At 35.8% G+C, this 13,760-nt stretch carries 12 protein-coding genes; 11 read left to right on the top strand and 1 reads right to left on the bottom strand.

Features of this window, described 5'->3' with window-relative positions; translation table 11 throughout:
- Nucleotides 1–5 precede the first annotated feature (5 nt).
- The 11 genes from B5Y67_RS15615 (at nt 6) to B5Y67_RS15565 (ending at nt 11,358) form a co-directional block, all read left to right on the top strand.
- Nucleotides 6–866, top strand: a complete 861-nt coding sequence (locus B5Y67_RS15615; RefSeq protein WP_088227353.1) for a hypothetical protein — start codon at nt 6–8, stop codon at nt 864–866.
- Nucleotides 854–2,767 (top strand): hypothetical protein, encoded by a 1,914-nt coding sequence (locus B5Y67_RS15610; protein ID WP_140419107.1) that lies wholly within the window; start codon nt 854–856, stop codon nt 2,765–2,767. Before B5Y67_RS15615 ends, B5Y67_RS15610 begins: the two co-directional genes overlap by 13 nt.
- Before the next feature lie 3 nt (nt 2,768–2,770).
- Nucleotides 2,771–5,599 carry a helicase-related protein gene (locus tag B5Y67_RS15605; protein ID WP_088227351.1) on the top strand — a complete coding sequence of 943 codons (2,829 nt, stop codon included), beginning with the start codon at nt 2,771–2,773 and terminating at the stop codon, nt 5,597–5,599.
- 247 nt (nt 5,600–5,846) lie between these two features.
- On the top strand, nt 5,847–6,059 hold the full coding sequence (locus B5Y67_RS15600; protein WP_088227350.1) for a WYL domain-containing protein: 213 nt from the start codon (nt 5,847–5,849) through the stop codon (nt 6,057–6,059).
- Between the two features lies 1 nt (nt 6,060).
- Nucleotides 6,061–6,756 carry a DUF4062 domain-containing protein gene (locus B5Y67_RS15595; protein ID WP_088227349.1) on the top strand — a complete coding sequence of 232 codons (696 nt, stop codon included), beginning with the start codon at nt 6,061–6,063 and terminating at the stop codon, nt 6,754–6,756.
- Nucleotides 6,757–6,760: 4 nt separating this feature from the next.
- Complete coding sequence (locus B5Y67_RS15590; protein ID WP_088227348.1) at nt 6,761–7,399, top strand: uracil phosphoribosyltransferase; 639 nt, start codon at nt 6,761–6,763, stop codon at nt 7,397–7,399.
- 291 nt (nt 7,400–7,690) lie between these two features.
- Nucleotides 7,691–7,951, top strand: a complete 261-nt coding sequence (locus B5Y67_RS15585) for a type II toxin-antitoxin system prevent-host-death family antitoxin (protein ID WP_088227347.1) — start codon at nt 7,691–7,693, stop codon at nt 7,949–7,951.
- The gene (locus tag B5Y67_RS15580) at nt 7,944–8,252 is read left to right on the top strand and encodes a type II toxin-antitoxin system RelE/ParE family toxin (protein WP_088227346.1); all 309 of its coding nucleotides are present in this window, start codon (nt 7,944–7,946) and stop codon (nt 8,250–8,252) included. The genes B5Y67_RS15585 and B5Y67_RS15580 overlap by 8 nt, the downstream gene beginning before the upstream one ends.
- Nucleotides 8,253–9,075: 823 nt before the next feature.
- Nucleotides 9,076–9,879, top strand: a complete 804-nt coding sequence (locus B5Y67_RS15575; protein ID WP_088227345.1) for a basic amino acid ABC transporter substrate-binding protein — start codon at nt 9,076–9,078, stop codon at nt 9,877–9,879.
- A gap of 95 nt (nt 9,880–9,974) precedes the next feature.
- Nucleotides 9,975–10,649 carry an amino acid ABC transporter permease gene (locus tag B5Y67_RS15570; protein WP_242975993.1) on the top strand — a complete coding sequence of 225 codons (675 nt, stop codon included), beginning with the start codon at nt 9,975–9,977 and terminating at the stop codon, nt 10,647–10,649.
- Nucleotides 10,636–11,358, top strand: coding sequence for an amino acid ABC transporter ATP-binding protein (locus B5Y67_RS15565; RefSeq protein WP_088227344.1), 723 nt, complete (start codon nt 10,636–10,638; stop codon nt 11,356–11,358). The genes B5Y67_RS15570 and B5Y67_RS15565 overlap by 14 nt, the downstream gene beginning before the upstream one ends.
- 311 nt (nt 11,359–11,669) lie before the next feature.
- Here B5Y67_RS15565 and B5Y67_RS15560 read toward each other — a convergent pair whose 3' ends face one another.
- The gene (locus tag B5Y67_RS15560) at nt 11,670–13,676 is read right to left on the bottom strand and encodes a KUP/HAK/KT family potassium transporter (protein WP_088227343.1); all 2,007 of its coding nucleotides are present in this window, start codon (nt 13,674–13,676) and stop codon (nt 11,670–11,672) included.
- Between the last annotated feature and the right edge of the window lie 84 nt (nt 13,677–13,760).

Genomic DNA, 13,760 nt, shown 5'->3' with positions numbered 1-13,760 from the left:
CAAGTATGGAATCTCTTGAATTAGTAGATTCATCGCTAAATTTAACCCACAAAGGAGCCAAATTAGCCAAGGCTTTTGTTGACAATGGTATATACGATCGTTTGGTTTTAAAGGCCATAAGTGAACAAAAGGTTGTAGAACGGGAAGGGAGAGCTTCATTAAAATCTTTAGGATATCATACAAGTTTGGATAGCTTTAGTTATAACAACTTTCATCCTGATGAGAGGGCCTTACTAAGAGAATATATTCTCGATAATTCCAAGAATAATGTGGCAGTGCGTTATATTTTTCAGTGTTACGATTTCGAAAATGACAATGTACTTGAAACGATAAAAAACATTGTAAGTAGCCCAGCTTCAACTGAGCCGGAGCAAATGGTGATAGAAGGTTATAAAACCATTTTGGCCTTTGAGAATTTAGCAATTGTATTCAACCGTTTATGGTGTGCATTTATTAAAGCAGCTGATGAAACTTTTGGGGTCCTTCCGGTATCTCGATGTGTTGCAGCTTGTAAAGAGCACTTAAACAGTATTTTTGAGACGAACATAATAAAGGAACTAGTAACCAGAAATAATTATTCGGAAATAATAGAGAGCTATCATGGTTCGGATTTTCAAAATCTATTATGGAATACCTTAAACCTGCAAAGTGGGGATTACGGAGAATTTATTATCCATTTGGTTAAATACCACAATAATGTTATGCAGCGACGCGGTGGGGGCTCTTGGATTTACATAGATGGAACAAACCTAATTGTAACGACGGGATACGATTATCCAAAGAAAACGGAAGATTTACTTTACCTTCATAGTTACAAGGTACCCAATATCATGACTCTAATTGAGGACACAGGGTGGCAAATATGATAAAGTACACTGACATTTTTGAGTTATTGGATAGTGGAGGCAACTTACCCCTAGCTGCTTTATTTATGACATATGGATTTGATCCTGAACTATTTGAACAGCATATTCTACCCGCTTTCTTAGGGATTGAAGCTGATCCAAATGAAAATGAACTTAAGTTCAGAAATCAAATTGCCCTTAAGTTAAAAGAAATACCTGTAGGGGTTATATCGGATGCCAAACAATTTAACGGTGGAAGAACCTTTTTATATGACCATGTTGTAGTTAACTCGGAAACATTTCATCCTAAATGCTTTATGCTGTTATTTAAGGATTTCCTAAGAGTTATTATCGCTTCGGGAAATATCACAAAATCGGGTTTTTGTTATAATGCAGAACTTATCTGGCATGGGGATTTGTATCTGGATGGGTCAAACTCAATTTCGGAGGAACTTAACCACATTCTTATGTTTATGAATGTAACATATGGATTGGATAAGCTTATCGCGGTACAGGAAATAATGAAGTTTTTAGGGAAATGCTCATTTACTAACGGATTTCCGAAAGTCTTATCTACTTGTGCAAAACAAAGTGTCTTTTCTAGGATATTGGAAGAATTAAAGAATTGTCGTGGGAAATGTAAAGCTATTACGGTTTTGTCTCCTTTTTATGAAAACGATAGGGAACAGGAACTCGAAAGCACATTGCTCATGTCCTTCATTGATGAGGTTAAATTACAATATCCAAATGTTAAAATGAAGATCTGCTTTCCGGCTAACAAACAGGGAGAGCAATATATGGTAAACGCTCCTGTAGGTATTTTTGGGGAGATAACCAAGAAATACAAAGATGATATAGGGTTGTTCGTTGTTACTAAGGAGTGGGAGCGAGAAGACGGGGAGCCCATTCCGAGGACTTTACATGCGAAATTAATTTACGCCGAATTTGATAATGGTTATAACCTTTATCTAAGCGGTTCGGTTAATTTTACCAACAATGCAATGAGATCAAATGAGCGAGATTTAAGAAATATTGAAATTGGTGTTTTGAATTATACAAAGTCAAAGTTATTAATACCGAATTGCACCAAAGTATCGGTTGATATGTTGTCCTTTGTAGAACCAGTCGAACAGGCTAAAATACCTGTTTGTTTTATAGACAGTGCTATTTACGATGGAACTAATTTAGTAATTCAATTTAATATTAACAAGATGGCTATCCCTTGTGGGATATACTATAACGGTCATTTGATAATGACACTGGACGAAAGGGTAACTGAGAAACGTATAATAAACTTTTCCTTAAAAAAGCCACAGGATCTTAAGGTGGTTTGTAAAGAATACACATTTTTTGTACCAATTTTAATTCCCAATAAGGAAGGCATTGAGACCGAAGACTTAAAGATCACCTTTAGCTTGGAAATGAAGGATATTATTGATTATTTAGCTGGCAAATATAAAAGTCTTACCGAACTCGAACGCTTAAAAAAGTTAAGCATAGGCAGATACGAAGATAAGACTGCTGCCATAACGGTATTTTTCAGACAAAACCTACAGAGGTTTTTTAAAGCTCTTGATGCTCTGAAACAAGGGTTAGAGTTGCCGTATTACACAGAAACGTCGTTTAATAACTATATTTCTGCGCCGATTGGTATAAAAAATCTGGTTAATATGATATTGAGTGATTTCAAGCAGGGCGTTACCGGAGAAGAAGAGACATTTTTACTACTGGTAGAAATTTGGAATGTGATAGAACACATAGAATACCAAGATGATTGGTTAACAGAAGATTACAAGAATCGGCTGCTGAATGACATAATGCAAGAAGCTATAAAAACGGTTCAGAGGATTGTTAAAACTTCAAAAGGAAGTTATCGAAATCAATATCAAGTTATGTTAAAAGCATACGGACTGGTGGGGTAGCATATGGTCACCGAAGAATTAAACAAACTATTTGAGCTGGCAAAAAGCATCGATAAAAAATCGGCGGATCTTCAAACCAAAACGTGCGCCACTCTAATAAATATTTTGGAAGAATCACCAGGGGTTATCCTCGGTGACGATGTAGGGATGGGGAAAACCTACGTTGCTTTTGCGACTGCGGTATATTATTTGAGTATTTTTCCCAAGAAAGCTGTCATAATTGTGACGCCCAATTGGCTTCTAAATAGCAAATGGTATGAGGATATTAGAAATTTCATTGAAGTTAACCTCAATAAGAACAGCTCTTTAATAGGGATAAATCAAGTTGCGAAGATAGAAGAAGGTTATTCCTCTTATCCTTCTTATATCAGCGAGATTGTCGATAAATCTAAACGTGCTAAGGTATTACTAATTCCTATGAATGTATTTGCGTCTAAGGGCTGGAAATACGAAAAAACCTTCTTCCTATCTTGTTGGTTTAAACACAAACGATTTTGGGGAAGAACAAGGGAAAAAGTATTAGATGCTTTAATAGGAGATACAAGCCTAAAAGACCCCTCTGAGTTTAGTGATATGGGAATTTCGTACCAAGATATAGATGAGTCGTGGTACCAGAATTTAGACAAAGTTGATGTGTCGTGGGGGAAAATTAGTCAGGAAAAAGTCGATTATATACGCGAAAAAGTTGAGGAATTAAGGCAAAAGGTAATTAATTCAATCATCCCCAATGCGTCTCTGCTCGTTTTAGATGAAGCTCATAAAATGAAAAATGAGAATACGGTTAAGAGACAGTCCTTAGAAAGTGCCTTATATAAGCATTTTGATAAGGCGATCTTCCTAACCGCAACCCCTTTTCAATTGAGTGAAGGGGAATTAAAATCTATAATGCGTTTATTTGAGGCTGGAAGAGTATCAAAAGAAGAGATAACCAGATTTAAGGATAAAGTTAAATCCTTATTTATCGAAATGCAAAAGTACATTGGTCAAACAAACGAATTTGAGCAATATGTAAAAAACCTAAGTATAACGGATAATTACATTCTCGAACAATTAATAAGTGGCAACCATGTAAAGGAAATTAATTGTGACGTTGAAGAAACTTATCAGGTTTACTTATCCCTTTGCGAACAGAAAAAGCACCTAGAAGAAATTATGAGAACCCTTATAGTTAGAAATGTTAAGAGGAAAGATGAATATCGTAGAGAAATTATTGGAGCTATGGATCCGGGGCAAACAAACGGAATACCACTCACAAAAGAATCCTACTTGCCCTTTGCTTTGATGGAAAAAGCTATTCATGAAATTCTAGCCCGTGGTGATAGAACTTTTATAGCCAATGTTAAGCAGTCATTTACTTCTTCTTTTCACACTGCCTCAAAAACAATTATTTACGAAAGAGATTTGCCTGCGCTCAGTATGCTAAGGGCAATGAATATTAAGCAAATAAGACATCCGAAAATAAATACAGTTACCAACGAAGTTGTTGCTAATTTGAAAAACGGTGAGAAGACTTTAATTTTCTGCGATAGAGTAGAAACTATTTTAGAGCTTCAAAGAAATATATCTAATAGGCTAAATAAGTCCTATTTGGCAGACATTAACCGTTTATTTCCGGATAATGGATTGAGGGGCTTTGAAAATTACTGCAGAAGATTTTACAATAAACAGGATTCGTCTTGGTTGTTATTACAAGAAAACTATATTTATTCAGTATTAATACCTACAATTAAACTTTGTAACCGGCAAAAGAGCATACTACCCAAGCCCTCTGATATCTCGGAAGAAGTTTCAAGATTATATGTCAGGTACAATTCTACCGTGAAAGCAAACTACATGTATCTAAAAAGAATAATCGAACATGTAGTATTCAAATATACTTTGGCTAAAATTACTAATTGGAGGAGCTTAGTTAAGAAAGAATCAGAGGCGTGGTTTGAAACAATACAAAATATTTTAAATGGCCAATACATTGAAATGGGATTAAACTTAATACAAAATGAAGAAGAAATAGAATCGGGCGATGCCTCTGCCAATGAACTAAGAAACATTTCATTAAGGGTAATTGAGAATATCATGTCTTACCAAGGGGTTTGGGTTCGGTATGCTTCATATTTAAATAAAATTAATCCAACTGAACGTGTTGAGTTAGTAGGCTCAATGATTAGTTTTCTGCGAAAAGATAAACGCTTCTATATTGAACTTCGCAATAACAATGTAAAATATCCCGATAAGGATGACAGCTTTTGTATTAATAAGACCTTCAAACGTGGCGATTTACTTGACTGGGAAGAAGCTTATAATAGATTTATAGACAATTATTTGAAGGCCCCTTCAGCAACTCGAGAGGCCATGCTTCTCGGACTAAAAAGCAGTGATGTTGTATCAATAATCACAGGGGCAACCAAAATAGAAGCGCGGGAAAGAATCAAAGCAGGGTTTAATACCCCGTTTTATCCCCAGGTTCTAATTGCTACTCCTACAATGCAAGAGGGCGTTGACTTACAGGTAGAATGTAAAAGAATTATTCATTATGATTTGGAATGGAATCCGGCATCAATGGAACAACGTGTTGGACGAATTGATAGAATAAATAGCCTCATCTCAAAGCTCCGTGATGAGGGCGGAAAAGAAACACTGGACGTGTTTTATCCTTATATTAAAAATACAATCGATGAGAGTATTTATAAGACTTTAAAAGATAGGGAGAAATGGTTTAACCTTTTACTCGGTGGAACACCCCAATGGGATACTTTTGAAATGGACCCCAATGTAACACATATTTCGGCAAATATATTCAAAAATATCCAGCTTGATTTAGGGGTTAAATGGTAAAGGCTAAGAAGCCTTTATTAAGGTTGAAATCTAATAAAGATAGCCTGTAGTTCAAGGCTTTGCCGACTGAGGGTTGATTTTCATGGTTGGATAATTTGCAACAGATTAAAGTTTTTATCGGCAAATGCTTATGTATATAATTTTTCCAATCAATAGGCAGCAAAAACTTCTTTATGTAAAAAGACGAAAGTTCCACCAGTTTAAAATGTTAACACTATACTAAAAAAACAGAAGTAGGTTTAAAGATATGGATTATGATAAAGAAAAAATTATTTTCATTAAATACAAAAATTATAAGGGGGAATTAAATAACAGAGAAATTGTACCAATTGAGATATGGTATGGGAGTACTAAATATCACACTTCTAAACAATGGCTCTTAAAGGCTTATGATTTGGGAAAGCAAGATTTTCGTAACTTTGCGCTAAAAGATATTGAGAATTGGAACGTAGGGGATTAAAATGCAAAAAATAAATGTAATGGTTAGTTCAGTAATCGGTGGATTAGAAGCTGAGAGAGACGCAATCAAAGGTTGTTTTAGTAATATACCATTCGTTGAGTTAATAGGGGCTGAACCTTTTAACAATACTGCAGTTTCATCAAGTAGCGCCTACGCAACCCTTGAAATGGCTAGGAATTGCGACCTGTATATTCTTATTTTATCGGAAAGATACGGTATGGGAATTGTTGGGGATAAGTCGGCAACCGAAGCTGAGTATGATGTAGCAATTAAGGATGATCCTACTAAAATAATGGTATTTTTAAAAGACTGTGACGAACGTTTAGTGGAAGACAAGCAAAAAGAGTTTATAAAAAAAGTGAGTGATTATTATTCGGGATACTTTAGACCGAAATTTAAATATTCACATCAATTAAAAGATATGGTGTTAAATTCATTTACTGAATGGCTAAAAGAGAGGGCGCAACTTGGAAGAAAGTTAAACTACTTAGACCATTTTATAAGAGTTGCAAAACAAATATTACCTCTTGAAACAACAAAAGTATTTTATAGAGTAGCAGAAACCTTTGTTGAACTTGAATACCCAATTGCAGGAACAACTAAAGTAATTCAATATGACCATATGTCTATTGCCCGGGATTTCTGGGGATGTATTAATGATTTACAAGTAAAATGTGATGAATGGTCAAGAGGGTGAATGAATGTATAAAGTAATAACTAATAAATATGCTTCAATTATCGAAACCAAGATCAGAGATTGTAATACGGATAAAGAAATGTTAAGGAAAAGTCTTTATGAGCTTGGTGTCATGGTAGGACAAGAAATTTGTCTGGAAAATATGTCCTCAGAAGTTAAAGTACATACTCCAATGAAAGAAGAATTTAAAGGTTTTAATATTGACACATCCAAAGAATATATAGTTATAAGTACAAAGGACGATTACGCCTATTTTGCCAATGGACTTTCAAGTGTAATTGGTGACTGTTATAGAGGATATATTGATTTTGGAGGAAGTAGAGGTGAGGATGTTTATACCTCGCCAATAAGATCAATCGATTTGCCGGATATAAAAACTGGAAGACCAGTAGAGTTTGTTATTATTGCAAAATCGGTTTTAGCCACAGGCTGCACCGCTATTTCCTTGGCCAAAAAGGCGTTGGAAAAATATATGCCGAGAGGGATAATTATTGCTAGTGCATTTTACAGTGAGCGTGGAGTTTATGAGTTAAAAAGAGAAATACCTCATGCTGAAATTTATGTTTGTACAAATCCAGACCAAGTGGATCATGATGGCATGCTTATACCAGGTGTGGGGAACTTAGACCAAAGGTTAAATTAGTCTAAAATTGCTCCCCTTTTTAAGCCAATGCACCCCCTTTGAAAAAAGAGTGGGTGCATCGTTAATTTGTATCAAAGATTGAGTCATTAGACAGTCGAGACGAGGGGACTTTTACCCCTAATGATCAACAATGAAGTAACATCAGCCCACGTTGAGACAGCGACTTGAAGGTATGGAATTCGACTGATGAGAAGCTAAAGAGTAATATATACTGAAGTATCAGGGCAAACCATGTTTTAACACAATGGTCATAATTATGGTATAATAATACCATAGAGGAGATGGTATTAGATGCCGCGTATTATCCCGATTAAGGATTTAAAAAATACAAGTGAAATTTCTCAAATGTGCCAAGAAGCAACTGAGCCGATCTATATAACCAAAAACGGTTATGGAGACATGGTCATTATGAGCGTAAAAATGTACGAAGAAAAACTATATATGCTTGATGTTTACAACAAATTAGCTGCAGCTGAAGCCCAGATATCTTTGGGGAAAGTACTAGACGGAGATGCGTCAATAAAAAACATACGAGAAAAATACAATGTATAGGCTTGTGGTTACTGAACTTGCTAATGAAGACTTAGACAATATTATTTCGTATATCGCTCTACAACTCGATAATCCCATGGCTGCAGCAACATTCTTAGATGAAGTTGAAAGGTGCTGCGGGTTTTTAAAAAGTAATCCGTTTATGTATGAAAGATGCCATGACGTTCGTTTAGAAGCAGATGGTTATCGCAAGGCGACAATTAATAACTATGTTCTGGTTTATAAGATGGATGAGATGACAAAAGTTGTAATTATCTATAGGCTTTTCTATGGAGTGCAAAACTATATTCTATTGATATAGGTGAGTTAGCTTGGTCTAACCTGCCAATGCGGACTTATCTAAACTCATTATAATAATTAATAAATTGCTGAAATTTTGGGGGGAAGCTTCGCTTCTTTGGTCTGGCTGCGCCCAAAGTGATATAGTTACTATTTTCCTCGAACATTTACTGACCTTGCGGGCTTTTTGCGATAAATCGATAAAACCTGTTGGGATACAGCTCTCACTTAATTGTATGTGGGGGCTTATCTTTGTGCATTTCGAAGAACCCCGAAGCGAATTTCTGTTAGGGTTATGATTGTAAGAAAAGATAAGAGGTACATTCCCCAAAGCTTAGTACTGTCGGTTCCAAGGAAGTGCCTCCATATTAAGTCAATATACTTGCGTTTTATTATACGTTCATGCATAAGTATGGGGGTATAACCTGAGGTTAAATTGAAGATCTCTTGAAAGTTTGCTGAATTTGAGTTGCTTCGTATAAAAATTAATTTGCAAAAGGGGAGCAGTTTTTGAATACCTAAGTTGTAAATTATTATTCGTTAACGACTCATTCAATTTTATGCCACAATTATTAGCGCTTGCTAAAAAAATCCCTTCAAGGATATTAATGATTTGTAAATAAAATATAACTTGTATACATTATACACGTTATATTGCATGTATACATGCTTAATTGATAAAAAACAGAAGGGAATTGTAAAAGGCATAACGAAATAATATATGTAATAAGTTGCTATTCTTTAAGCTGTCAAAAAGATGTAGAAATTTTCAAAGATAGTCTTAAAAGAGTGGCGGATAAGAAACATATTATAAATTATGGGGAATCATTAAGGAGGAGTTATTTTTGCGCAAAGTAAAGGTATTAATGGCCGCTATCATGGCGGGGGCATTACTTGTCGGTTGTGGTACAACTGGCACGACTGGTTCATCAAGTTCAGCAGGGAATAACACGAGTCAACAGGAAGTCATTAAGTTAGGTGCTGATGTTACGTTTCCCCCGTTTGAGATGATGAAAGATGGTAAGGTGACTGGCTTTGATATCGACTTGATCAAAGCTATTGCAGCTCAAGAGAATTTAAAAATTGCTGATCCTATTCAAACCATGGATTTCCAAGGCCTGATACCTGCAATTCAAACTGGAACGATTGATGTTGCTGTAGCCGGCATCACTATTACATCAGCTCGTGAGCAGCAAGTTAACTTTTCTAAACCCTATTATCATTCGGGCCTGTCAATTTTAGTTAAGAATGATAGTACGATCAATGGCCTTGCCGATCTCAAAGGCAAGACGGTGGCTGTTAAATTAGGTACAACAGCTGATATCATGCTTTCTAAAGATCAAGGAATTAACATGAAGCGATTTAATAATATTGATGATGCATATAATGAATTACAAAATGGCGGAGCCCAAGCGGTTGTCTTCGATAATCCTGTTAACTTAAATTATATCAACACTGGACACAACAATGTTAAAGTAGTGGGCAGCCTTCTGACAGGAGAAGATTATGGCATAGCAGTTACCAAACAAAATTCTCAACTCCTGCAAAAGATTAATGATGGACTGGATAAATTAAAAGCCAACGGACAGTATGAAAAACTTTACAGACAATATTTCAAATCAGATAACAATGGCTTAGTTAATAAATAAAACGACTCCAAAATGGCTTAGTTGAAGAATCAAATGCGTTGAGCGCAGCTAGTGCTGCGCTCATTTAAAATCATCAGGGAGGAAATGAGGCATAAGTGAACTTTTTTCAAATAGTATCAGCAGCTATGCCCCAGTTGTTACAGGGGGCTAAATTAACTGTTTGGTTTTCAATAGCGTCAATTATTTTGGCTACTGTTTTGGGCCTTGTTTTTGCCTTGCTTAAATTATCTCATTCTAAGATTTCACGCCGAATTGGTGAAGTATATGTTCATATTTTCCGCGGTTTGCCTCTTTTAGTGGAAATTTTTTATATTTATTTTGCTATCCCTATGATTTTACCTTTGCATAAATGGTTTGATCCTTATTTTACACCAATTGCTGGGATTATAGCCTTAGCATTAAATGAAGGTGCCTATATTACAGAAATTATTCGTGCAGGAATTTTAGCAGTGGACCGCGGCCAATCAGAGGCTGCTTTAAGTATTGGTATGACAGGTCCTCAGACTATGAGATTTATAATTTTGCCTCAAGCATTTAAACGCATGGTACCGCCTTTGGTTAATCAATTTATCCAAACAATAAAAGATACGTCTTTATTATCAGCTATATCCGTGACTGAATTGACACGAAGCGGACAGATTATTATATCCACAAACTTTGCCTCTTTACAGATTTGGACAGCAATTGCCGTCATCTATTTAGCCATCATCCTTCTGCTAACAGCTCTCTCAGGATACTTAGAAAGAAGGTGGCAAATTGATAAGCGTTAAAAATATTACCAAACATTTTGGCCAACATAGGGTTCTAAATAATATTTCTTTAGAGATCAAGCCACAAGAAGTAGTCGTGATCATTGGCCCTTCAGGATCAGGTAAAAGTACTTTTTTACGTTGTCTGAATGGTTTGGAAAAAGTCTCTGATGGGCAAATATTTGTAAATAATAAAGAAATAACGCATAGCAAAACAAATTTAAGTCATGTTCGTAAAGAAGTTGGCATGGTATTTCAGAGATTTAACCTATTTCATCATTTATCTGTACTGGAAAATATAACGATTGGACCGCGCAAAGTTTTGAAAGTTTCTCAAGAAGAAGCCGAGAAAAGAGCATTTGCTTTATTGGAAAAAGTGGGTTTAAGTGAAAAAGCAGGAGCTTATCCAGATCAACTCTCAGGAGGGCAGCAACAGAGGGTGGCTATTGCGAGGGCTCTGGCTATGAATCCAATAGTCATGTTATTTGATGAACCCACCTCAGCTTTAGACCCGGAAATGGTCGGAGAAGTGCTCGCTGTCATGAAGGATTTAGCTAGAGAGGGAATGACTATGGCAGTGGTTACACACGAAATGGGCTTTGCCCGCGAAGTGGGTGATAGAGTTTTATTTATGGATGATGGAATTATAGTCGAAGAAAATACCCCGGATGAAATTTTTAACAATCCTAAGGAAGAACGAACAAAATTGTTTTTAAGCAAAATACTTTAATTAACGAAGTTTGCATAAACTTTCTGATGGAAGAGTTAACCACTCTAAAAGCACAGGCCGGTTCTGCCTGTGCTTTTAGTTTTCCCTTTAGATAATAGTTTTTATGATAGGACATAAACGCAACTGCTTGGCAAGATAAGGCTGCCACACACTAATCTACAAGAAGGGAAGCTGCGAATATGTATCTAACGTTAACAGAAATGTAAAATCTTGCGGGCTTTTACCATTTGAGTATAAAAACGTCCGTATCAGTTTTAGAGCAGGCTAAAAATTATATTTAAGAAGTTTAGCGATGGAACTTGAATTTTGTCTTATATGGGTTCTCTTTTAAGTTTAATTTGCCCGGGGGTTCCTAAACGCAAAGGAACATGCTCAACTTTAACATCAGTATGTTCAAGTCCAAACCAACTTACTGGAGAAACCGTAATTTTCTTTAAGCGAAGTTTAAATTGCATAATTAGTTGTTTATATAAAGCGAGGTTGGTATCATTAGCCAGTTCTTCACGTACTAAAACAAAACAAAAATCCCCAATGTTACGATTGATATTATTTGTAGCATATAATTGGAATTGTTCTTTTATTTCGTTCGATTTCATAAGATCGGTCACAATTTGCCTTAAATATCTACTCACTTTTTGTTCAACCCTAAATCCCAAACGGAGTTGAATCTTAAAAACATAATCAGTACCAAAATTTTCAACAGTATAGGTCATAGTCCTTGGTTCATCGGTTACCTGAACATTAATAAACCAATAAACTTCCGCTCTTTTTGGTCTTTTATCTAAAATCGAGTAAATAATTTCCTTGTCTACTTTTCCAGGTTTAGATTTGCTTGTTAAATAAACTAAATTTGTAGCGTATACCGGAAATTGTTCATCATTTCTAAGCATTCCAAGCTTATCAATATAATCTTCCAATGATACCTCTTTTGTCACGATTTGTTCAAAAATTGTTGCTTTATACCATAACATCATTAGTATTAAAATCAGAGCAGCAATAAACACTGTTATAAATCCGCCGCGAAAAAATTTTGCTGCACTTGAAATGAAAAAAGCAATTTCCAATGTCCCAAAAATGATAGGCACGAGAAGTGAGAGTAACCTCGATACCCTTTTCTTAATAAGCCAATTGAACAACAAGATTGTAGTCATCAACATCGTAATTGTAATAGCTAATCCATAAGCTGCTTCCATGTGCGATGAAGTTTTGAAGTAGAGAACTACTCCGATACAAGAAAACATCAAAAGGTGATTGACGATTGGAATGTACATTTGACCTTTTGACATAGCTGGATAGTAAATTTTTAATCTCGGCAATAAATCTAATTTAATTGCTTCTGAAACGAGTGTATAGGAACCGCTAATTAAGGCTTGAGAAGCAATAATTGCTGCAAGAGTTGCTAAGATGACACCGATAATGCGAAAGTTTCCTGGAATTAGTTCAAAAAAGGGATTAAAATCAATCAGATGTTGCATTCCAGGATTATCTTTAATCTGTAGCACCCAAGCCCCTTGACCGAAATAGTTTAGAAGCAGGCAGATTTTAACGAAAGGCCAAGTGCCGTAAATGTTTTTCCGTCCAACATGTCCTAAATCGGAATATAATGCTTCAGCACCTGTAGTAGCCAGGAATACACTGCCCAAGATCGCAAAACCAGCTTTATTTTGATCACTAAACAACAATTTAATTCCATAGTATGGAGATAGTGATTTCAGTATATTCAGGTTTCCAAAAATATGAATTATGCCTAGAAAGCCTAACATGAGAAACCATAAAAGCATAATCGGGCCGAATAATCGTCCTAATATCTCAGTTCCGGAACGTTGCAGGAGGAATAAAACACAAAGAATAACAATGGTAATTATAATCACAGTGGATTGATTTGAACCGAAATTATTGATATAGGCGGGAATCCATTTTAATCCTTCAACAGCACTGGTGACGGTAACTGCCGGAGTTAAAATACCGTCTGCTAACAGGGTTGCCGCCCCGATCATAGCCGGAACAATGAACCAGGCACCCTTCCTTCGAATTAGCGAATATAGTGCGAGGATGCCACCTTCCCCATGATTGTCTGCTTTGAGTGTGATGAGGACGTACTTAATCGTGGTAAGTAATGTAATGGTCCAGAAAATAAGGGAAATGGAACCGTATATAAACTCGTTGGTAATTGAACTTAATTGTCCATTTCCTTCAACTAACGCTTTCATTACATATAATGGTGAAGTCCCAATATCACCATAAACAACACCGAGGGTTACGAGCATACCTGCTGTGGTTAATGGTCGTTCTTTACAGAAATTCAATCCCTTTTCCATTATGTATCCCTTCATATCACTTTATAGTTTAGCTATATTTTCTCCTGCTTTTTAAATTAATTCCCTTGCGATTAGCTTCCTTAC

Origin of the sequence: Desulfosporosinus sp. FKB (assembly GCF_002196705.1) — a bacterium.
In the GTDB taxonomy this organism is placed as follows: Bacteria; Bacillota; Desulfitobacteriia; order Desulfitobacteriales; family Desulfitobacteriaceae; genus Desulfosporosinus.
Note: the sequence above shows the minus strand (reverse complement) of the source record. Positions and strands in the feature narration are given on the sequence as shown.